The 22295-nt window shown below is 38.7% G+C and carries 19 protein-coding genes, 7 tRNA genes and 3 rRNA genes; 25 read left to right on the top strand and 4 right to left on the bottom strand.

Annotation, left to right across the window (positions count from 1 at the left end; all coding sequences use genetic code 11):
- The first annotated feature begins 73 nt into the window (after positions 1–73).
- From ACWV26_RS19180 to ACWV26_RS19150, 7 genes are all read left to right on the top strand, one after another.
- Positions 74–919 carry an energy-coupling factor ABC transporter ATP-binding protein gene (locus tag ACWV26_RS19180; protein ID WP_455896255.1) on the top strand — a complete coding sequence of 282 codons (846 nt, stop codon included), beginning with the start codon at positions 74–76 and terminating at the stop codon, positions 917–919.
- Positions 895–1767, top strand: coding sequence for an energy-coupling factor ABC transporter ATP-binding protein (locus tag ACWV26_RS19175; protein WP_455896254.1), 873 nt, complete (start codon positions 895–897; stop codon positions 1765–1767). Before ACWV26_RS19180 ends, ACWV26_RS19175 begins: the two co-directional genes overlap by 25 nt.
- Positions 1764–2561, top strand: coding sequence for an energy-coupling factor transporter transmembrane component T family protein (locus ACWV26_RS19170; RefSeq protein ID WP_455896253.1), 798 nt, complete (start codon positions 1764–1766; stop codon positions 2559–2561). Before ACWV26_RS19175 ends, ACWV26_RS19170 begins: the two co-directional genes overlap by 4 nt.
- A gap of 24 nt (positions 2562–2585) precedes the next feature.
- A complete protein-coding gene (gene truA / locus ACWV26_RS19165) occupies positions 2586–3335 on the top strand; it encodes a tRNA pseudouridine(38-40) synthase TruA (protein WP_455896252.1) in 750 nt (249 codons plus the stop codon).
- 179 nt (positions 3336–3514) lie between these two features.
- Positions 3515–3952, top strand: a complete 438-nt coding sequence (rplM, locus tag ACWV26_RS19160; protein WP_455896251.1) for a 50S ribosomal protein L13 — start codon at positions 3515–3517, stop codon at positions 3950–3952.
- Positions 3953–3973: 21 nt separating this feature from the next.
- Positions 3974–4366 (top strand): 30S ribosomal protein S9, encoded by a 393-nt coding sequence (gene rpsI, locus ACWV26_RS19155; RefSeq protein WP_455896250.1) that lies wholly within the window; start codon positions 3974–3976, stop codon positions 4364–4366.
- A gap of 184 nt (positions 4367–4550) precedes the next feature.
- A complete protein-coding gene (locus ACWV26_RS19150) occupies positions 4551–5813 on the top strand; it encodes an MFS transporter (RefSeq protein WP_455896249.1) in 1263 nt (420 codons plus the stop codon).
- 134 nt (positions 5814–5947) lie between these two features.
- Here ACWV26_RS19150 and ACWV26_RS19145 read toward each other — a convergent pair whose 3' ends face one another.
- The gene (locus ACWV26_RS19145) at positions 5948–6544 is read right to left on the bottom strand and encodes an undecaprenyl-diphosphatase (RefSeq protein WP_455896248.1); all 597 of its coding nucleotides are present in this window, start codon (positions 6542–6544) and stop codon (positions 5948–5950) included.
- Positions 6545–6758: 214 nt separating this feature from the next.
- On the opposite strand from ACWV26_RS19145, the gene cwlD reads away from it, so the two are divergent.
- Both cwlD and ACWV26_RS19135 read left to right on the top strand, forming a co-directional pair.
- Positions 6759–7472 (top strand): N-acetylmuramoyl-L-alanine amidase CwlD, encoded by a 714-nt coding sequence (gene cwlD, locus ACWV26_RS19140; protein WP_455896247.1) that lies wholly within the window; start codon positions 6759–6761, stop codon positions 7470–7472.
- Positions 7473–7544: 72 nt separating this feature from the next.
- Entirely contained in the window at positions 7545–8606 is a 1062-nt protein-coding gene (locus ACWV26_RS19135) for an Mrp/NBP35 family ATP-binding protein (RefSeq protein WP_455896246.1), read from the top strand.
- 54 nt (positions 8607–8660) lie between these two features.
- On the opposite strand, the gene gerD is transcribed toward ACWV26_RS19135, so the two are convergent.
- Complete coding sequence (gene gerD, locus ACWV26_RS19130; RefSeq protein ID WP_455896245.1) at positions 8661–9275, bottom strand: spore germination lipoprotein GerD; 615 nt, start codon at positions 9273–9275, stop codon at positions 8661–8663.
- Positions 9276–9424: 149 nt separating this feature from the next.
- Between gerD and ACWV26_RS19125 the strand changes: the two genes are divergently transcribed.
- On the top strand, positions 9425–10138 hold the full coding sequence (locus ACWV26_RS19125; RefSeq protein ID WP_455896244.1) for a KinB-signaling pathway activation protein: 714 nt from the start codon (positions 9425–9427) through the stop codon (positions 10136–10138).
- Positions 10139–10230: 92 nt separating this feature from the next.
- On the opposite strand, the gene ACWV26_RS19120 is transcribed toward ACWV26_RS19125, so the two are convergent.
- Positions 10231–10752 (bottom strand): hypothetical protein, encoded by a 522-nt coding sequence (locus tag ACWV26_RS19120; protein ID WP_455896243.1) that lies wholly within the window; start codon positions 10750–10752, stop codon positions 10231–10233.
- A gap of 477 nt (positions 10753–11229) precedes the next feature.
- Here ACWV26_RS19120 and ACWV26_RS19115 point away from each other — a divergent pair.
- The 5 genes from ACWV26_RS19115 (at position 11230) to ACWV26_RS19095 (ending at position 18203) form a co-directional block, all read left to right on the top strand.
- Positions 11230–12777, top strand: a 16S ribosomal RNA gene (locus ACWV26_RS19115).
- Positions 12778–12958: 181 nt separating this feature from the next.
- Positions 12959–15888 (top strand): 23S ribosomal RNA (locus ACWV26_RS19110).
- A 68-nt stretch (positions 15889–15956) separates the two neighbouring features.
- Positions 15957–16073, top strand: a 5S ribosomal RNA gene (rrf, locus tag ACWV26_RS19105).
- Together the 16S, 23S and 5S rRNA genes with 1 tRNA gene alongside form the textbook arrangement of a ribosomal RNA operon.
- 222 nt (positions 16074–16295) lie before the next feature.
- Positions 16296–16372 (top strand) — tRNA-Asn (locus tag ACWV26_RS19100).
- 451 nt (positions 16373–16823) lie between these two features.
- Positions 16824–18203, top strand: coding sequence for an amino acid permease (locus ACWV26_RS19095; protein WP_455896242.1), 1380 nt, complete (start codon positions 16824–16826; stop codon positions 18201–18203).
- Here ACWV26_RS19095 and ACWV26_RS19090 read toward each other — a convergent pair.
- Positions 18200–18829, bottom strand: a complete 630-nt coding sequence (locus ACWV26_RS19090; protein ID WP_455896241.1) for a LysE family transporter — start codon at positions 18827–18829, stop codon at positions 18200–18202. The genes ACWV26_RS19095 and ACWV26_RS19090 overlap by 4 nt on opposite strands.
- Positions 18830–18963: 134 nt before the next feature.
- On the opposite strand from ACWV26_RS19090, the gene ACWV26_RS19085 reads away from it, so the two are divergent.
- The 10 genes from ACWV26_RS19085 to sigW all read left to right on the top strand — a co-directional run bounded on the left by ACWV26_RS19085 (position 18964) and on the right by sigW (position 22291).
- Entirely contained in the window at positions 18964–19308 is a 345-nt protein-coding gene (locus ACWV26_RS19085) for a hypothetical protein (RefSeq protein WP_455896240.1), read from the top strand.
- Positions 19309–19332: 24 nt separating this feature from the next.
- Entirely contained in the window at positions 19333–19500 is a 168-nt protein-coding gene (locus tag ACWV26_RS19080; protein WP_455896239.1) for a hypothetical protein, read from the top strand.
- A 178-nt stretch (positions 19501–19678) separates the two neighbouring features.
- Positions 19679–19751, top strand: a tRNA-Thr gene (locus ACWV26_RS19075).
- 112 nt (positions 19752–19863) lie between these two features.
- Positions 19864–19938, top strand: a tRNA-Glu gene (locus ACWV26_RS19070).
- A 21-nt stretch (positions 19939–19959) separates the two neighbouring features.
- Positions 19960–20035, top strand: a tRNA-Val gene (locus tag ACWV26_RS19065).
- A gap of 7 nt (positions 20036–20042) precedes the next feature.
- Positions 20043–20126, top strand: a tRNA-Tyr gene (locus tag ACWV26_RS19060).
- Between the two features lie 5 nt (positions 20127–20131).
- Positions 20132–20206: transfer RNA gene (locus tag ACWV26_RS19055), tRNA-Gln, on the top strand.
- Between the two features lie 12 nt (positions 20207–20218).
- A tRNA-Lys gene (locus ACWV26_RS19050) sits at positions 20219–20291 on the top strand.
- A 256-nt stretch (positions 20292–20547) separates the two neighbouring features.
- On the top strand, positions 20548–21453 hold the full coding sequence (gene rocF / locus ACWV26_RS19045) for an arginase (RefSeq protein WP_455896238.1): 906 nt from the start codon (positions 20548–20550) through the stop codon (positions 21451–21453).
- A 274-nt stretch (positions 21454–21727) separates the two neighbouring features.
- Positions 21728–22291 (top strand): RNA polymerase sigma factor SigW, encoded by a 564-nt coding sequence (sigW, locus tag ACWV26_RS19040; RefSeq protein ID WP_455896237.1) that lies wholly within the window; start codon positions 21728–21730, stop codon positions 22289–22291.
- Positions 22292–22295 lie beyond the last annotated feature (4 nt).

Raw genomic sequence — 22295 nt, 5'->3', positions numbered from 1 at the left:
TAATCATACATAAAACAGTGTAAGTTATAGATGAGCAGAGATTGACTAGACGAGCGAGAGGAGTACTACAGACATGCATGAAATCTTATCACTGAATAACGTGACATTTACATATGCACCGGATCATCCTGAAGTAAAAAACGCAGTAGAAGATGTTTCTTTTAAAGTAGACGAAGGCGAATGGATTGCAATTGTTGGCCACAATGGCTCAGGTAAATCAACCATTACCCGTCTTATTAATGGTCTCATTTATCCTCAAAAAGGAAATGTCCAGTTTATGGGACAAATATTAGATGAAAACAATTTATGGGAAGCGCGTTCAAATATAGGTATGGTTTTTCAAAATCCGGATAATCAATTTGTGGGAGCAACCGTACAAGATGATGTTGCATTTGCATTAGAAAATAATGGTGTTCCTCATGATGATATGGTTAAACGTGTACATGAGGCATTACATCAAGTTAAAATGGACGATTTTTTAAATCATGAACCTCAGCATCTATCAGGTGGTCAAAAGCAGCGTGTTGCTATTGCAGGTGCGCTTGCCTTACAACCACGCTTACTCATTTTAGACGAAGCAACATCTATGCTTGATCCTCAAGGTCGACAAGAGGTATTGTCTGTTGTCCGAAATTTACGAGAGAAGACTGGATTAACCGTGTTATCCGTTACTCATGATTTAGAAGAGGCAATTATGGCTGATCGTTTATTGTTTATGAATGGGGGCAAGAAGTTTGCTGAAGGCACTCCATCTGAAATTTTTGGTTTAGGTGATCAATTAGTTGAACTAGGATTGGATTTACCATTTGCTATGAAGCTGACTAAACACTTACAAGCAGAAGGTGTACAACTTCTAGGAGAACATATGACAGAAGAACAGTTGGTGAATGATTTATGGATATCGAACTTCAAAAAGTAAGTTTTGCTTATGCGCCCAATACGCCATTTGAAAAAAGAGCGTTATATGATGTGGATTTAGCTATTCCTTCTGGTAGTTTTCAAGCAATTATTGGACATACGGGATCAGGAAAATCGACAATTTTACAGCATTTAAATGCGCTATTAAAACCCACAGAAGGATCAATACGCATTGGTGATAAGTTAATTACTGCAGGGAAAAAGGATAAGGATTTGCGATTGGTGCGCCAAAAAGTAGGTATAGTATTTCAGTTTCCAGAACATCAGTTATTCGAGGAGACTGTATTAAAAGATATTATCTTTGGACCGATGAATTTTGGTGTATCTGAGAAAGAAGCTATTGAGCGTGCACATACCTTATTAAAATTAGTTGGATTACCAGAAGCGGTTCTTGAAAAGTCACCATTTGACTTATCAGGTGGTCAAATGCGCCGTGTTGCAATTGCTGGTGTCTTAGCAATGGAACCAGAAGTGATTGTATTAGACGAGCCAACTGCAGGCTTAGATCCTAGAGGACGTAAAGAAATTATGGACTTGTTTTATCAACTACACAAGGAACGTCATTTAACGACAATCCTAGTGACACATAGTATGGAAGACGCAGCTCGTTATGCAGATCTTATTGCTATCATGCACGAGGGACACTGTGTATTAACAGGAACGCCTTTGGAGATCTTTAGTGATGCTGAAAAACTTTCTCACTATCGTTTGGAAGTGCCTCAAATAATTCACTTTCAAAAGAAGCTTGAGCAGAAAATTGGGCGAGAACTTCCAAAGCTATGCCTGACTGAAGAACAATTAGCTAAGACGATTGCGCAAGTAATACGAGAGGAGCGTGATCACCAATGATGGAAAAGATGATTTTTGGTCGTTTCATACCTGGAGATTCCTTTATACACAGATTAGATCCACGTTCCAAATTAATATTTGTATTTGCGTTTATCATAGTGGTATTTTTGGCAAATAATACGCCAACATATATTGCATTATTACTTTTCACGCTTCTCATCATTTTAATGTCTCGTATAAAGATGTATTTTTTAATTAATGGACTAAAGCCTGTTTTAATACTTATGGCTTTTACTTTCTTATTGCATATATTCTTTACTAAAGAAGGTCCATTAATATTTGAATGGAAGTTTATTCATATCTATGAAGAGGGATTAAGACAGGGTATCTATATTTCTATTCGTTTCTTAGTATTAGTGTTTGTCACTTCGATTTTAACGCTAACTACATCACCTATATCAATTACCGATGGAATGGAAGTATTATTAAATCCATTGAAAAAATTAAAGTTACCTGTTCACGAATTAGCATTAATGATGTCTATTTCATTGCGCTTTATACCAACATTAATGGATGAAACCGACAAAATTATGAAAGCTCAAATGGCAAGAGGTTCTGATCTTACCTCAGGGCCAATTAAAGATCGAGTAAAAGCTGTTGTACCATTATTAGTTCCATTGTTTGTAAGTGCCTTTAAACGTGCTGAAGATTTAGCAACAGCGATGGAAGTAAGAGGGTATCGTGGCGGAGAAGGAAGAACACGCTATCGAAAGTTGAAATGGCATATAGGTGATACTGTAGCAATCCTTTCTATTGTGATTGTGTCGGCTATATTAGCTTATTTACGTAGTTAGTGTATATGGGAGAAATGCATAACGATGAAAAGAAGAATGAAAGCCACAATCGCATATGATGGTACCGATTTTTCTGGATACCAAGTACAGCCAAATAAGAGAACTGTACAAGAAGAAATTGAAAAGGTACTGACGAAAATGCATAAAGGAGAAATCATCCATGTAACTGCAAGTGGTCGAACCGATGCGAGAGTCCATGCAACAGGGCAAGTAATCCATTTTGATACAACATTGTCTATCCCTCTTGATCGTTATGCAAGAGCATTAAACGTCCAATTGCCACGAGATATTCGCGTGATGAAAGTGGAAGAAGCACCTGAAGATTTTCATGCACGATATAGTGTTCATGGCAAACAATATCGATATATTTGGTCTTGTGAAGAAATCCAAAGCCCTTTTAGACGTTTTTATGCAACACCAACAAATGGGATAAAGCCGGATGTAAAAGCAATGGAGGAAGCCGCAAAGTATATTTTGGGGACACATGACTTTTCTTGCTTTTGCGCTTCAAATACAAGTGTGAAAGATAAAGTTCGTACAGTTTCCGCCTTAGCATTCGAGTGGCATGGAGAAGAATTGCACATGGTGATTTGCGGAAATGGTTTTTTATATAACATGGTTCGCATAATAGCAGGTACATTATGGGAAGTCGGTATTGGTAAACGTAATCCTGATGAGTTAGTCAAAATCATTTTATCTATGGATAGAGGGAAGGCCGGTAAAACGGCGCCAGCACAAGGTTTATACCTTGAAAATGTCCATTACGATGCTTGAAGCAACATTTCCAGGCGTTTTTGTTGAAATGCTTGACTTACATTGCTTTTTGAGGTAAGATGACATATGGTATTTTCATTACCCCACAAGATAAGCCCCGAATCTTAGCTTTTGAGGATAAAGAAAACAATTGGAACAGAGTAATAGAAACAATTTGATAATTGTAGGAGGATACTAAAATGCGTACAACATTCATGGCTAAAGGTCACGAAGTAGAACGTAAATGGTTAGTTGTTGACGCTGAAGGCCAAACTCTTGGTCGTTTAGCTTCTGAAGTAGCTGCTATTTTACGTGGTAAACATAAAGCAATCTATACACCAAACGTTGATACTGGTGATCACGTAATCATCATCAACGCTGAAAAAATTGAGTTAACTGGTAACAAATTAAAAGGTAAAATTTACTACCGCCACACTCAATTTGCTGGTGGTTTAAAAACTCGCACAGCTGGCGAAATGAAAGAAAAATACCCAGTTCAAATGCTTGAATTAGCAATCAAAGGCATGCTTCCTAAAAACTCTTTAGGTCGTCAAATGTTCAACAAACTACATGTTTACACTGGTTCTGAACATCCACATGCTGCACAAAAACCAGAAGCTTACGAGCTTCGCGGATAATAATTAGAGGAGGATACAACCTTGGCACAAGTTCAATATATCGGCACTGGTCGTCGTAAAAGCTCAACTGCCCGCGTACGTTTAGTACCAGGTGAAGGCAAAATCGTTATCAACAACCGCGACGTTGAAAACTACGTCCCATTCGCATCTTTACGCGAAGTTATTAAACAACCATTAGTAGCAACTGAAACTGTAGGTAGCTATGACATTTACGTAAACGTAAACGGTGGTGGTTTCACAGGTCAAGCTGGCGCAATTCGCCATGGTATCGCTCGTGCGTTACTAACAGTTGACCCTGATTTCCGTCCAGCACTTAAATCAGCAGGTCTACTTACTCGTGACCCTCGTATGAAAGAACGTAAAAAACCAGGTTTACGCGGCGCTCGTCGTGCACCACAATTCTCAAAACGTTAATTATTGGCGTTTCAAAGGCTTTTCCCACTTATGTGGGGAGAGTCTTTTTTAATACTTAAAAATAAATTTGAGCTATAAATCAATACGGGAAATTGGACACTAAGAAAAAATTTGTAAGGATTATGAAATTTCCATAAATAAAAAAGTATAATAAAAAGAGAATTTAACATAGGAGAAGTGAAAATTGGAAAAAAAGAATAGTTCTTATAGATGGATTGTTTTTTGCTCAGTATTAATTGCTTATTTACTCATTGTAAGCCAAAGAACAGCACCTGGTTTAATTGCAAATCAACTAATGAATGATTTTAGCATTACGGCTTCGGCTGTGGGTTTAATGACAAGTATTCAGTTTTTGGCTTATTCAGGATTACAAATACCAGTCGGTTTGTTATCCGATCGATTTGGACCTAATCGCTTCTTGATTATAGGAGCACTTCTTAGTGGATTGGGAACAGTTATTTATAGTTTAGCGCCGAATGAATACATATTATATATCTCAAGACTTATGGCTGGAATTGGCGATTCAACCATTTGGGTTAATCTAGTTTTAATATTAAATCAATGGTTTAAAGTTGGGGAATTTACACGATTGTTAGGTGTAGCAGGGATGGCCGGAAGTCTTGGCTCATTATTGGCAACAGTTCCATTTTCATATGGGATTTCGATGTTTGGATGGAGAACAGCATTTTTTTCAACCGGTATAGTTTTATCTTTTTTAGCTTTACTTCTTTATTTTGTACTCTTAGTAAAACCGAAACGAATGGCATTTGAAGAGGAACAGGCTACTAAGCAAAGCCGCGAGATTAAGGGAGAAAAAACAATGGTCATTTTAAAACGATTGTTTTCTACTCGGCAAGCTTGGGCTACGTTCTTTTGTCATTTCGGAATAGTTGGTACGTATATTGGATTTATCGGTTCTTGGGGCGTTCCGTATGGAATGGATGTCTTTGAATTAAGTCGTTCATCAGCTAGTCAACTTATTATGTACGGACTTATTGGAGCAATTATAGGTGCCCCATTAACAAGTTGGTTTATTAGTCGAAGGGAAAATATGAAAGGTACGTATCTTATTATTCAAATTGTTATTTTCCTAAGTTGGATGACTTTATTCTTTGCTGGAAACTTTTCATTTATGTTAGTGGTACTCCTGTTTTTTATTATTGGATTTGGGTGTGGTGCAAGTTCTTTAACGTTTGCTATTGTTCGGAAATCGTTTCAAATAAAAGAAGTAGGGGTCGCAACAGGTTTTGCTAATACAGGTGGATTTATCAGTGCGGTATTATTACCAGCCCTTTTCGGAAAAGTGTTAGACCATTTCCATCATAGTTCTATTTTGTTAGGCTACCACTATGGACTCATTATTGCTGTAGTGTTTTCGCTTATCGGCGTTGTTGGTAGTGTTATGATTAAAGAACAAAGATTAGAGCAAATACAGGAAAATGCATAGTAGTTTCTAAATTCTTATCAGCTTGTAAATTTGCACGAGATGGATTTTTGCAGGTAGGGTTCTATGCAATTTTGTCTAAGTAATTTATTTTGAATTAAAAAAGTGACCGTATGCGGGTCACTTTTTTTAATAGTTTATATTCTATCTATATAATTCTTTGTTAGCTTTTTCCCACTTATTAATTGATGGTAAATGCGGAATAGTAATTGTACAAGTGGTTCCAATTTATTAGAAAAGTGAATGACTACACTACTTGTAGCGAAGGAAAGTAATATACTTCCTATTACATCAGCGGGATAATGAACCCCGATATAAATACGAGATATTCCAACCAGTGTAGCCCAAATTAGTATGAGATATTTCAAAGGTGCCTTTCGTAAAAACAATGTCCAGAAAATAGCAAATACTAATACAGCATGATCGCTAACAAAAGAAGAATCTGCAACATGTGGAACTAATTGATGTACATGGTGCGCTACAAATGGCCGTGGGTGATAATAGATAAAATGAATAACTGCATTAACTATTAATGCAATTATTGCAGAAAAAGTAGCATATAAAGATGTATATCTTAATTCAATACCTTTTCGTTTATTGCCTATAAACCAGAGAAATAACAAAAGACAGACTACCACATAAGGAAGACTATTAGAAAGAAATTCCATTAAAAGATCTAGTAATTTGGACTGTCCTGCCATTCCATTTATTTGATGGAAAAGTTGATAATTCATGTTTTTAATTCCTCCTCAAATTGAAGAATCAACAAGTTTACATATTACTGTATTTAGAATAAGACCTTTAATAGAAATTGTGGATAAATACAAGATGAAAATATTATTAAAAATCTATTAAAAAGATAATCGAGATGTTATTTTGCATTTTCCTTCTAGCGACATATCTTTTCATAAGCAGGCATATGTTAGTGTAAAAAGGTGGTGGCTATGTTTGAAGCGATGGCTCATATGGAGTGTAGTATTAGTAGCCTGCATACTACTAGTTGTTTATGAAACAAAAGCTTCTGAGCGCGGTTTTTTCATTTCAGAAACTTTAGGTGGAGTAAAAATTGTAGTAGATGCTGGGCATGGTGGAATAGACGGTGGTGCTTCAACGTCAGAACTCATTGAAAAAGATATTACATTAGCAATTGCAAAAAAGGTGGAAAAGCTCTTAAAGGAAAAGGGTGCGACAGTAATTATGACTCGTACAAAAGACGACGATGTAATTGCGGAGCATACGCCAAATGCAGAGTTTAGTACATTACGGGAACGAAAGAAGGAAGATATCTATCTAAGAGAAGATTTGGTTAAAAAAGCAAACCCGGATTTATTTATTACTATCCATGCAAATGCAATTCCAGAATCAAAGTGGCACGGAGCTCAAGTGTTTTATCATAAGGATGGACATCCAGCAGGTGAACTGTTAGCCAATTCAATACAAACTTCGATTAGAGAACAGCTTAAGAATACAGATCGTGAGGCACTTGCTATTAAGCAAGTCTATTTACTCAAAAAGGCCCAAATGCCTTCAGTACTTGTTGAAACAGGTTTTTTAAGTAATCCTCAGGAAGCAGAGTTACTTTCCTCCCCAAGTTATCAAGACAAAATGGCAGAAGCAATCGTAGCAGGTATCGAGCGTTATTCAGATTCTGTTGTAGAATAAATAACGCGACATATTAATATGAAAGCGTTATGATATACTATAGTCGAAATGATAATTAGAGGAGTGTCTACAGTGATTAATGAACAACAAGTTCGAGAATTAGTTGGAGAATTAAAAGATCCTTTTCTACATAAAACATTAACTGAAACAGGCGGTATAGTTGAAGTTTCAATTAAAGAAGAAAAGGAACATGTCAGTGTAAAAATCGCTATAGCGAAAACTAATACACCTGAACAACTTGCTCTTCAAATGGAAATCGTTAATGTATTAAAGGGTGCAGGATGTAAAACAGTTGGTATTCGTTTCTCGGAACTTCCAGAAGGAGATATTGAAAAATTTCGCGGTACTGCTACACGAAGAGAAGCACAAGACTTACTGTCACCATTAAATAAAGTAAAATTCATCTCTATTGCATCAGGGAAAGGTGGAGTTGGTAAGTCAACTGTTTCTGTTAACTTAGCTGTCGCACTTTCTCGATTAGGTAAAAAAGTTGGTTTGATTGATGCTGATATCTATGGCTTTAGTGTTCCAGATATGATGGGTGTACAAACAATGCCTGTAGTAGAAGAAAATCGTATCATTCCAGTTGAGCGCTTTGGCGTTAAAATGATATCTATGGGCTTCTTTGTAGAGAACAATGCACCAGTTGTATGGCGTGGCCCAATGCTTGGAAAGGTATTAGATCAATTCTTCCGAGATGTGGATTGGGGAGACCTTGATTACTTATTATTAGACTTACCTCCAGGTACAGGGGATGTAGCACTTGATATTCACCAAATGCTACCTGAATCTAATGAGATTGTAGTGACAACTCCGCATCCAACGGCAGCATTCGTTGCAGCTCGTGCAGGTGCTATGGCGATTAAAACAAATCATAATATTTTAGGTGTTATTGAAAATATGTCTTGGTTCCAATCAGACGTATCAGGAGAACGTGAATATGTATTTGGTCAAGGTGGCGGTCCTAAACTAGCCGATGAACTTCGCACAGAATTATTAGGACAAATACCTCTAGGCCAACCGGATTGGAATGATGTTGATTTTGCTCCATCAGTATATGCAAAGAACCATTCGACAGGACAAATTTATCTTGAAATAGCACAACATGTAATTGATAAATTAAATAAAGAATAAATAAAAAAGGATGAATCCAATTGATTCATCCTTTTTTATATTTTTTGCTGCTACTTAGCCCTGCCCTTGTTTATTGTCGGATGAACTACCACCACTGCCACCATCACTACTGCCACCAGAAGATTTCTCACTACTTTTTCCACTACCAGCTGATTGAATAAGTTTCGCCCATTTTTCTTGCATCATAGGACTATTGATGACTTCTGCGATGACTTTTTGCATATCTTCTTTATTGTTTGCTGATTTCATTATTTTTTCCATTTGTTTTTGCATATCGGGTTGTGAGAAGAACTGCTCTAAATCTTTTTGGAACGAAGCGTCTTTCATCAATTCCTTGAGTAAATCTTGTTGTTCTTTTTTTAAGCTTTTGGCAAAGGTCTCCCGAAACTTAGGATCTTCAAATTGCCTTTTCCAGTATTCTTCTGCCTTTTTTGAAAGTAGCGTATCTTGGATTGCTGTATTAACATCATTATGGTCTAATACAAGTAACTCACGAATTGATTGGTCTTCCAACAATTTCCTGAATACCTTTTTCCCTTCTTCCGTTTGTAATGCATCAAGAGTGGATTTTTTTATATCATCATAAGATTGAGTGGATTGCGGAGCAGCTGCGGAACAACCAGACAATACAAGGAGTAGAACTGTGAAACTTAAGGCTTTTTTCAACATATACCTTCCCTCACTTTTTGCATAAGTCGTTTCAATTATTGTTCACAATTGTCGAGGGGAATATGTATGTAATGAGGGAAGAAATAGATTTTTTCTAAATTCGTTGTTAGAATGAAACAAGAACTTATAAAAACGGAGGCTTTTGAGTCGTGACGATACGAAACTGGGTTAAATTTGCATTTAGAGCACTCATAATTGGTGGAATTGTGACCGGATTAATGAGTTTAATCGTTCGTTGGGGCGATTTTTATGCTCTCCAATTTTCAAAAGGTCAATGGGGAGAAGCGATTGGAGCATTATTATGGTTTATCTTTCTTGGATTTACTATGAGTATGGTTTGCCAAATGGGTTATTTTGCTTATTTAACGGTCCATCAAATAGGTGTTAATATTTGCCGCTCATTAACTTTATGGAATTGGGTACAAATATTATTAATGATTGTTGCATTATTAGATGTTATTCTTTTCCGTTTCAAGCCATATGCACATAATACTGGAGACTGGATTCTATACATAGGGTTATTACTCGTATTAATCGCTTCGGCAATTGTGACAGCGATTCAAAAAGTGAAAATGACGGGCAAAAAGCATATATTGATTTCAGCGTTATTCTTTATGATTTTTGTAAGTATTATTGAATGGTTAATCGCACTTTGGGTAAGAACATCAGGTGGTAATGAATACATTACTATTTTATTATTCCCAATTATAGCGGTAAATGCATTCCAACTATTGGAGTTACCAAAATATAACGCGCAATCAGCAGAGGATATAAAGAAACGTGAAGAACGCCGTTATGCACGCAAAGCGGAAGAAAAGAAAAATAATAATGCAAAAAGTCGTCAAACATCGAAAACGAAATAACAAAAATTAGTCAAAAAAGGGGCTACCTTGTGTAAACGATACACTTATGGTAGTCCCTTTTTACAATTAGACTTTAGATTTTTCATGAACTTTTATTGTGGCGATTTTTTTGTTTTGATTGAGTAACCAAAGATTGTCTCTTCTATAGGCAGGAAATTATTACTCTCAATTAACTGATTAATTTCTTTCAGTTGGTAACGATCTTCTTGGTGATACGGAATAGCAACGATATCACCTTTCGAAAGTTTTAATTCTTCTCTACTTGTTAGAACTTTTGAAGCGGCTAACATATTTATTTGTTCCTTCCACAAAACCTTTGTTACATCAGGAAGGAAAACATAATCCTTCGTTCTAAACCAAAGAGGAGGTTGCTTCATAATAGTGTGAAATATACTAATTTCTTTTTCAAGTAGAGAAGGATCTGTTTCGTAATATTCGCTGTTTTTTCCTAATAATCCTATAGGTATGTTTTTCGATTTGATTACTTTAACAAGAGTTGGCGACCTCTCTAATAAATCAGTGTCGACCATTAATAATGGATATGGAGTTTTAGCTTCATTTAACCACTTGATAAAATCTGCGTCTGCATAGGATAAATCAATGGTTAAAGACATTCCATAATTCCCCTTGGTTATAACATTGGGTTCATCTGTTAAACGAAAAACTTCTAATATAGAATTTTTAGAAGGTATAAAGATTAACAATAAAGCAAGCATAATTATCATCGATGCAAGAATTCTTTTTATCAGAATGTTCACCTCCTGGCTATATATATGATTTGTACAGTCATTTAAGACTTTTAGGTATAAAGTGTTGACATTGCGTTGGAAACGGCGTATAGTTATCAACGTTGACTCGTAAAGAGAAAACAATGAAAACTTATAACTTCTAAAAAGTTTTTGACTTTTAAAAACAGATGTGATAAGATATGTAAGTCGTTAAGATAACGACAAGATATGAACCTTGAAAACTGAACAAGCAAGACGTTAATCAATAAACTTTGTTCACTAACTTTTGTTGGTGGCAAGGACAAACAATAGACATCATCTTTGATGATGCGCTAGCAAAGCTAATGAGCTTTCAAACTTTACTTTATGGAGAGTTTGATCCTGGCTCAGGACGAACGCTGGCGGCGTGCCTAATACATGCAAGTCGAGCGAATGATGAGGAGCTTGCTCCTCTGATTTAGCGGCGGACGGGTGAGTAACACGTGGGCAACCTGCCCTGTAGACTGGGATAACTTCGGGAAACCGGAGCTAATACCGGATAATCCATTTCACTTCATGGTGGAATGTTGAAAGGCGCTTTCGCGTCACTACAGGATGGGCCCGCGGTGCATTAGCTAGTTGGTGGGGTAACGGCCTACCAAGGCGACGATGCATAGCCGACCTGAGAGGGTGATCGGCCACATTGGGACTGAGACACGGCCCAAACTCCTACGGGAGGCAGCAGTAGGGAATCTTCCACAATGGACGAAAGTCTGATGGAGCAACGCCGCGTGAGTGATGAAGGTTTTCGGATCGTAAAACTCTGTTGTAAGGGAAGAACAAGTACGTTAGGAAATGAACGTACCTTGACGGTACCTTATTAGAAAGCCACGGCTAACTACGTGCCAGCAGCCGCGGTAATACGTAGGTGGCAAGCGTTGTCCGGATTTATTGGGCGTAAAGCGCGCGCAGGTGGTTTCTTAAGTCTGATGTGAAAGCCCACGGCTCAACCGTGGAGGGTCATTGGAAACTGGGAGACTTGAGTGCAGAAGAGGAAAGTGGAATTCCAAGTGTAGCGGTGAAATGCGTAGAGATTTGGAGGAACACCAGTGGCGAAGGCGACTTTCTGGTCTGTAACTGACGCTGAGGCGCGAAAGCATGGGGAGCAAACAGGATTAGATACCCTGGTAGTCCATGCCGTAAACGATGAGTGCTAAGTGTTAGGGGGTTTCCGCCCCTTAGTGCTGCAGCTAACGCATTAAGCACTCCGCCTGGGGAGTACGACCGCAAGGTTGAAACTCAAAGGAATTGACGGGGGCCCGCACAAGCGGTGGAGCATGTGGTTTAATTCGAAGCAACGCGAAGAACCTTACCAGGTCTTGACATCCCAGTGACCGCTCTAGAGATAGAGTTTTCCCTTCGGGGACATTGGTGACAGGTGGTGCATGGTTGTCGTCAGCTCGTGTCGTGAGATGTTGGGTTAAGTCCCGCAACGAGCGCAACCCTTAATCTTAGTTGCCATCATTTAGTTGGGCACTCTAAGGTGACTGCCGGTGACAAACCGGAGGAAGGTGGGGATGACGTCAAATCATCATGCCCCTTATGACCTGGGCTACACACGTGCTACAATGGACGGTACAAAGAGTCGCTAACTCGCGAGAGCACGCTAATCTCATAAAACCGTTCTCAGTTCGGATTGTAGGCTGCAACTCGCCTACATGAAGCCGGAATCGCTAGTAATCGCGGATCAGCATGCCGCGGTGAATACGTTCCCGGGCCTTGTACACACCGCCCGTCACACCACGAGAGTTTGTAACACCCGAAGTCGGTGAGGTAACCTTTTGGGGCCAGCCGCCGAAGGTGGGATAGATGATTGGGGTGAAGTCGTAACAAGGTAGCCGTATCGGAAGGTGCGGCTGGATCACCTCCTTTCTAAGGAATATTTCGGAATAGAGAACGTGGTTCTCTAAGATTAACGCTTGCTGTTCAGTTTTGAAGGCTCATCGCTTTCAAAACATTGTTCTTTGAAAACTGGATAAAACGACATTGAAAAATTCTTAAGTAACACATTTTTTTATATTAAGTTTTAAATTTTTAGGCTTAATAACTTATAGGTTAAGTTATTAAGGGCGCATGGCGGATGCCTTGGCACTAGAAGCCGATGAAGGACGGCACTAACACCGATATGCTTCGGGGAGCTGTAAGTAAGCTTTGATCCGGAGATTTCCGAATGGGGAAACCCACTATTCGTAATGGAATAGTATCTTGACGTGAATACATAGCGTCATGATGGCAGACTCAGGGAACTGAAACATCTAAGTACCTGAAGGAAGAGAAAGAAATTTCGATTCCCTTAGTAGCGGCGAGCGAAACGGGAACAGCCCAAACCAAGAGGCTTGCCTCTTGGGGTTGTAGGACACTCTATATGGAGTTACAAAGGAATGAATTAGACGAAGCGGTTTGGAAAGACCTACCGAAGAAGGTAACAGTCCTGTAGTCAAAAGTTCATTCTCTCCTGAGTGGATCCTGAGTACGGCGGAACACGTGAAATTCCGTCGGAATCTGGGAGGACCATCTCCTAAGGCTAAATACTCTCTAGTGACCGATAGTGAACCAGTACCGTGAGGGAAAGGTGAAAAGCACCCCGGGAGGGGAGTGAAAGAGATCCTGAAACCATGTGCCTACAAGTAGTTAGAGCCCGTTAATGGGTGATAGCGTGCCTTTTGTAGAATGAACCGGCGAGTTACGATTACATGCAAGGTTAAGTTGAAAAGACGGAGCCGTAGCGAAAGCGAGTCTGAATAGGGCGAATGAGTATGTGGTTGTAGACCCGAAACCAGGTGATCTACCCATGTCCAGGGTGAAGGTAAGGTAACACTTACTGGAGGCCCGAACCCACGCACGTTGAAAAGTGCGGGGATGAGGTGTGGGTAGCGGAGAAATTCCAATCGAACTTGGAGATAGCTGGTTCTCTCCGAAATAGCTTTAGGGCTAGCCTCGTGATAGAGAATCTTGGAGGTAGAGCACTGTTTGAACTAGGGGTCCATCCCGGATTACCGAATTCAGACAAACTCCGAATGCCAATGATTTATGCACGGGAGTCAGACTGCGAGTGATAAGATCCGTAGTCAAAAGGGAAACAGCCCAGACCACCAGCTAAGGTCCCAAAGTAATTGTTAAGTGGAAAAGGATGTGACGTTGCTTAGACAACCAGGATGTTGGCTCAGAAGCAGCCACCATTTAAAGAGTGCGTAATAGCTCACTGGTCGAGTGACGCTGCGCCGAAAATGTATCGGGGCTAAACAATTCACCGAAGCTGTGGATAGACATCTATGATGTCTGTGGTAGGAGAGCGTTCTAAGTGCTGTGAAGTCAGACCGGAAGGACTGGTGGAGCGCTTAGAAGTGAGAATGCCGGTATGAGTAGCGAAAGATGGGTGAGAATCCCATCCACCGAATGACTAAGGTTTCCTGAGGAAGGCTCGTCCTCTCAGGGTTAGTCGGGACCTAAGCCGAGGCCGATAGGCGTAGGCGATGGATAACAGGTTGATATTCCTGTACCACCTCCCTACCATTTGAGTAATGGGGGGACACAGTAGGATAGGGTAAGCGCACTGTTGGTTATGTGCGTCTAAATAGTAAGGCGTGAGAGTAGGCAAATCCGCTCTCTATAACGTTGAGCTATGATGGCGAGCGGTTTACCGCGAAGTTCCTGATTTCACACTGTCAAGAAAAGCCTCTAGCGAGGTAGGAGGTGCCCGTACCGCAAACCGACACAGGTAGTCGAGGAGAGAATCCTAAGGTGAGCGAGAGAACTCTCGTTAAGGAACTCGGCAAAATGACCCCGTAACTTCGGGAGAAGGGGTGCTCTAGTAGGGTGCAAGCCCGAGAGAGCCGCAGTGAATAGGCCCAGGCGACTGTTTAGCAAAAACACAGGTCTCTGCAAAACCGTAAGGTGACGTATAGGGGCTGACGCCTGCCCGGTGCTGGAAGGTTAAGGGGATTGCTTAGCGTAAGCGAAGGTGAGAACCGAAGCCCCAGTAAACGGCGGCCGTAACTATAACGGTCCTAAGGTAGCGAAATTCCTTGTCGGGTAAGTTCCGACCCGCACGAAAGGCGTAACGATCTGGGCACTGTCTCAACGAGAGACTCGGTGAAATTATAGTACCTGTGAAGATGCAGGTTACCCGCGACAGGACGGAAAGACCCCGTGGAGCTTTACTGTAGCCTGATATTGAATTTTGGTACAGCTTGTACAGGATAGGTAGGAGCCTGAGATACCGGAGCGCCAGCTTCGGTGGAGGCGTCCTTGGGATACTACCCCAGCTGTATTGAAATTCTAACCCGTACCCCTATATCGGGGTAGGAGACAGTGTCAGGCGGACAGTTTGACTGGGGCGGTCGCCTCCTAAAGAGTAACGGAGGCGCCCAAAGGTTCCCTCAGAATGGTTGGAAATCATTCGCAGAGTGTAAAGGCACAAGGGAGCTTGACTGCGAGACCTACAAGTCGAGCAGGGTCGAAAGACGGGCTTAGTGATCCGGTGGTTCCGCATGGAAGGGCCATCGCTCAACGGATAAAAGCTACCCCGGGGATAACAGGCTTATCTCCCCCAAGAGTCCACATCGACGGGGAGGTTTGGCACCTCGATGTCGGCTCATCGCATCCTGGGGCTGTAGTCGGTCCCAAGGGTTGGGCTGTTCGCCCATTAAAGCGGTACGCGAGCTGGGTTCAGAACGTCGTGAGACAGTTCGGTCCCTATCCGTCGTGGGCGTAGGAAATTTGAGAGGAGCTGTCCTTAGTACGAGAGGACCGGGATGGACACACCGCTGGTGTACCAGTTGTTCTGCCAAGAGCATCGCTGGGTAGCTATGTGTGGACGGGATAAGTGCTGAAAGCATCTAAGCATGAAGCCCCCCTCAAGATGAGATTTCCCATTACGCAAGTAAGTAAGATCCCTTGAAGACGACAAGGTAGATAGGTTCGAGGTGGAAGTGTGGTGACACATGGAGCTGACGAATACTAATAGATCGAGGACTTAACCAAACGTTATTTTAAGAACTTCAATGAAAGTTTATCCAGTTTTGAAAGAACAATTCTTTCTTTATAAATAGTCTAGTAATGATGGCAAAGAGGTCACACCTGTTCCCATGCCGAACACAGAAGTTAAGCTCTTTAGCGCCAATGGTAGTTGGGGGCTGTCCCCCTGCGAGAGTAGGACGTTGCTAGGCTGACTAAGGTACTGCTGAATACTCAGTAGTACCCTTTTTAGTATTCCTACATAATATATAGAGACTTTATGAACTAATATTTTTTTTGGGGATAAATAATTCTTCAATTGAATTAGACAAAATTATCTAATTATTTCACTGAAATTACTTGCAACTTTTTAATATCCTGTTATAATAATAAATGTGTAAGAAATAATATAAGAAATAACATAATAATATTGTTCCGAAGTAGCTCAGTTGGTAGCAGCATCTGACTGTTAATCAGAGGGTCGCAGGTTCGAGTCCTGCCTTCGGAGCCATTTTTTTTTGCATTATTGCAGCGGGTAGAATTCTTTCATTGTATAGGAAAGCCGAGAAACTAACCAATATTGTAGTAATGGTTTTAAATATATATTTAAAAGATTATCTCAATATGTACATACCGGAAAATAATAATAAAACATAAAGATAGCCTCCTTGATTAGATTAATCATTTAATCAAGGAGGTTTTTTGCTTCCGCCATACTTTTCACCTCAATAATTCTCAATTTTTGATGTCAAAAAGTGTTTGTTAAAACACTATCAATTACCGCTAATTTCCTTGCCCTCTTTTAAATGATTCAATTTGTAATTTATCCTTTTATATACGCTTTATTTAGTAGAATGTAGGTTACTGCAAGTTTAAAGCTAATTCTTTTCTTTACAATGTATGTTGAATAATAATATTCTCTCTGAGAATAATAAATGGGAATTGAAGAAAGGAGTTCAATTATGGAAATACCAATTCGAGATAAAGGCAATCAAGGAAATACGAAAGAAGAGAAATTGGCATGGTGGCAAATGTCCCTTATTGGTGTTGGATGTATTATTGGAACAGGTTATTTTCTGGGATCAGGAATTGGTATATCCAAAACCGGCCCCTCCATTATTATTTCTTTTATCCTCGCTGGTCTTGGCACATACATAGTGTCTAACGCACTTGGCAAAATGTCAGCACAAAATCCTCAGAAGGGGTCGTTTCGTTCTTATGCAAAACTAGCATATGGACGATGGGCTGGTTTTAGTAGTGGTTGGGTTTATTGGTTTTCTGAAATGCTTATATCTGGTAGCCAGTTAACAGCACTTTCCCTTTTAACTCGATTTTGGTTTCCAACTGTCCCACTTTGGATATTTGCCTCTGTATATGCCATTCTTGGGATCACCGTTGTATTAATAGGTACAAAAGGCTTTGAGAGGGTTGAAAACGTATTTGCAGTCATCAAGATTGCAGCTATTTTTATGTTTATTTGTTTGGCTATAGCTATTCCGTTTGGATTTTTTGGAGGGAGTAGGAATGACTTTCTTGTCCACAATTCAGTTAAAGATTTTTTGCCAAATGGTATTACCGGTCTTTGGTCTTCGTTAATTTTCGGTTTTTATGCATTTGGTGGAATAGAAATCATGGGAATTTTATCGATGAGACTTAAAAAGAAAGAAGACATTCATAAATCTAGTACAATCATGTTAATTATTTTAACAATCATATATTTAATTTCCATATTTTTAGCAACAAGCTTAGTTGTGGTTGATAAATTTAATACAGAGGAGAGTCCTTTTATAATTGCTCTAGATAAGTTTAATCTTTCATTTTTCCCTCATGTGTTTATTGCAGGCATTATTATTGCAGGTTTTTCAACTATGGCTGCGTCTTTATTTGCTGTCACCAGTATGCTAGTGACGATGTCAGAAGATGGTGACGCTCCAAAGGTTTTTTCAAAAAAAGGAAAGCTTAAAGTCCCTCCTTATGCATTAGCATTAACAATTAGCGGGATGATTATTTCCATTATTTTATCGCGTATAATGCCAAATTCTGTGTATGAATACATTACAACAGCTGCAGGGTTAATGCTTTTATATAACTGGGTGTTTATACTCATTTCCTTTCCAAAACTAATAAAAGCTACTGGTTTCGACCATGTTAAAAGAATTATTGGTATGGTTTTAATACTGTTAGCAGTTAGTGGTACATTAATTCATGAGTCGAGCAGACCTGGATTTTTTGTAAGTATAGTTTTTCTTTTGCTTATTTTGACTGTGGTTCTTATTATGCACTTTGGAAAATCTAAAAATAAGAAAAAAGAAAAAAACATATTTCCGAGAGGAATTTATTAATGATTCAATAATAGCTTCACCGCTTCAATACCAAAATAAACGCCAAATCCAATAAGAGATAATCCAGACATAATAGAAATGAAAGCAAGAAGTTTAGTTGTTAAATACTTTCTAAAATTACTCGCTACGCATGCCATGGTAATATCCCATAAAAATAGTCCCATGAAAATAGCTAAACTGTAAAGAATAACATCGGCTGTCTCATATGCTGTAATGGTTTTAGCTAGTACCGAGCCATAAATACCTAGCCAGAAAAGAATCGTTAGTGGATTTAATAAAGACATAAAAAAACCCAAAAAATATGATTTAGTAAGAGAAATATTGCTATCATTACTTCTTTCAATGGTTTTACCTACACTGATTATGCTTTCAATCCCTGTATACACAAGTACAAAAAAGCCAAAAGACCATAATAATGTTTGCATAAATGGAGTACCTAAAAAATTTATTATTCCAAAGTATACTGTCAGCATATATATAGCATCTGCGCACATAGCGCCTATGCCAACAAGCCAAGAGTGAAAAAATCCACCTTTAATGCCTTTATCTATTTGCGCCGCATTAATTGGACCAATTGGGGCACCAAGAGATATTCCAAGGAAAACATAACTAAGAAAAATGCTCATATTTTAGCTCCTTAAAAAGTTGTTTGTAACACATGCTATTCATAATGGTTGGTTTGTAGGACAAGTTTTTTGAAAATTCCTATTAGTTGAAGAACAATAAAGACTCAATAAAGTTATTACAGGAGATGAATTAAATGACTGTTTATGTTCATCAAACATTTGAGATTAAGCAAGATAAATTTAACGAAGGAATTGAAAATATCCAACAAATAAAAAAGTATCGAAACGAAAACTATAACCATAAGGTAGATATTTTAGTCCCGATAACAGGTCCTGATCATACGTACTCGATTATTTCAACATACGATGGATTAGCGGAGATGGAAATACAAAATAAAAGAATGTACGATGATGAAGAGTATTTAGAATTAATAGGCAACTTCTTTTTAGAACAAATTGTTCAAGGCTCAATCAATACACAAATTTATCGTTCGATGAATGAAACAATTAATGAAAAGAAAAATGAAAAAAGAGGCTAAAATAATCTAACTGGAGGAAGATACATGGAGAGAAGAGAAAAACTTAATGAAGAGGCAGCATTAAATAATAATTTAGATTCCGCTACTTATTTAAAGAATCCTGAAATCGCTAAATTACATGAAAAACCTAAAACAGATAAATTAGTTACGCCAAAAATGAATGACAAAAAAATCCCACCTTTTTCATTTTGACGTCTTTTCCGATTATAGTGAATGAAAGAGCAACGTGAATAAACGTTGCTCTTTTATAGAGTAAGCAGGTAAAATTATTAGCACATAACTATTTTATCTACATTGACAAAAATTATGGAGCATTATACAATGTAATTTAGTCAGGGAGTTGTCTTATATGAGAGCTACCGCTATTATTGCTTCCATAGCTCAGTAGGTAGAGTGCTTCCATGGTAAGGAAGAGGTCACCGGTTCAAGCCCGGTTGGAAGCTTTCTATTTTTGGGGCAAATAAGCTTAAAAATTATTTTTAAATTAAGTGTTGCAAAAAAAGTCGAAAGATGTTATTATAATACTTGTCCGAGAGAGACGTAAGCATTTATGATGGCCCCTTGGTCAAGCGGTTAAGACACCGCCCTTTCACGGCGGTAACACGAGTTCGAATCTCGTAGGGGTCACCATTTTGAGAAAAGTATACATATGGAGGATTAGCTCAGCTGGGAGAGCATCTGCCTTACAAGCAGAGGGTCGGCGGTTCGATCCCGTCATCCTCCACCATAAAATCGGAGGGGTAGCGAAGAGGCTAAACGCGGCGGACTGTAAATCCGCTCCTTCGGGTTCGGCAGTTCGAATCTGCCCCCCTCCACCATCTTTTGGGGTATAGCCAAGCGGTAAGGCAACGGATTTTGATTCCGTCATGCCCTGGTTCGAATCCAGGTACCCCAGCCATTTTTATTTTATGAGTCATTAGCTCAGTTGGTAGAGCATCTGACTTTTAATCAGAGGGTCGCTGGTTCGAATCCTGCATGACTCATCATATAATAGTGAAAACCTTCTTCTTATTTTAGGAAGAAGGTTTTTTGTCTTTTTGTATTATTGTTTTAAAAGATTTACTAGAGATAAGGAACATGGTAAGCAAAATCTGCATTAACGATGAAAATGCCTAACAAGAAACTTCTTTAATCTTTTATAGATATATTTGTACAATTTTGACTTACAGATAAATTGTTTTGTTAAGCCATTTATATTCCTCAAGTTACATTAATAGAATTTTAAAAAGGGGGAGTATTATGGAGAAATTTAATATATCAATTATTGGTGTTCCAATGGATTTGGGACAAATACGTAGAGGAGTCGATATGGGACCAAGTGCGATTCGTTATGCTGGTGTGGTTGAACGTTTAGAAGCACTGGGACATACAGTAATTGATGAAGGGGATATATCCATTGACCGTTCAAAGGTAGAAACACCAGATAAAACTTCATTACGCAATTTAGAAGCAGTGGTTGATGTAAGCAAGAAATTAGCAGACCAGGTTCATAAAGTGGTAGAAAAAGGACAATTTCCATTAGTAATAGGTGGAGACCATAGTATTGCTATAGGTTCTTTAGCTGGAATTTCAAATCATTATAAAAATCTAGGAGTCATCTGGTATGATGCCCATACAGATATGAACACAAGCGAAACTTCCCCATCTGGAAATATTCATGGAATGCCCTTAGCTATTAGCATTGGCCTGGGACATGAGAGTTTGGTGAATGTCTTAAATTATGCACCCAAAATAAAGCCCGAAAATATTGTAATTATTGGAGCGCGGTCAGTTGATGAAGGGGAAAAAAAACTGATTAAAGATAAACAAATAAAAGTATATTCAATGCATGAAATTGATCGGCTAGGCATGACACATATCCTCCAAGATGCCATTACTCATTTAAAAGGACAAAATGTGGATGGTGTTCACTTATCACTTGATTTAGATGGCATTGATCCAATTTATACACCTGGTGTTGGGACACCGGTACCTGGTGGGATTACTTATCGAGAAAGTCATTTAGCGATGGAGATGTTACAAGAGTCGGGCTTAATAACATCAGCAGAGTTCGTAGAAGTTAATCCTATACTTGATGAAAGAAATAAAACAGCAGATGTGGCAGTAGCTTTAATGGGGTCATTATTTGGAGAGACATTAGTTTAATAATAAAAAGGATGAGCAAATTTGCTCATCTTTTTTATTTGTTTCTCAAGTATTCTGTAAACTTAATAAGATATGTAAAATTTTAACTTATGTGGTGAATTTAAAAAACTCCAACAAATAAAAGGAAAGTATTGGTATAATGGAAGTAATGTCTTTTTAGCAATATATAAATATTAACAGGGTCCTAAATAAAAAATAAAAAGGATAAAAAAATGAAACCCAATGAGGAATCTGTTCGTATATTATAGCAGCCGCATGGCGGAGGGGAAATCACATGGATGCGTTAATTAACAAAAGAATAAAACAAGTGCTGAAAGGTGACCAACATGCGTATTCAGATATTGTGAGTCTCTATCAGCAAAAGGTATATCAAATATGCTACCGCATGCTTAATAATCAACACGAAGCAGAAGATATAGCTCAAGAGGCTTTCATACGTGCGTATACAAATTTGCATACTTTTGATTTATCAAGAAAATTCTCAACATGGTTATTTCGTATAGCTACGAATTTATGTATAGACCGAATAAGGAAAAAGAAACCGGACTATTACTTAGATGCAGAAGTGACAGGCACAGAGGGACTTACTATGTATTCACAAATTTCTTCATCAGATCGGCTTCCTGAGGAAGAAGTTGAACGAATGGAGTTGCAAGAAAGAATTCAATATGAAATTAGTTGCTTGCCAGATAAGTACCGAACTGTCATTATTCTAAAGTATATCGAGGAATTACCACTACAAGAAATTAGCGAGATTTTGGATATGCCACTTGGGACTGTAAAAACACGCATTCACCGTGGACGTGAAGCGCTGAGAAAGCAATTGAGCAAGTTGTAGGAGG

The organism is Rummeliibacillus sp. JY-2-4R, assembly GCF_053847205.1.
The sequence above is the reverse complement of the archived record's forward strand: the minus strand, read 5'-3'. Positions and strand labels throughout refer to the sequence as shown.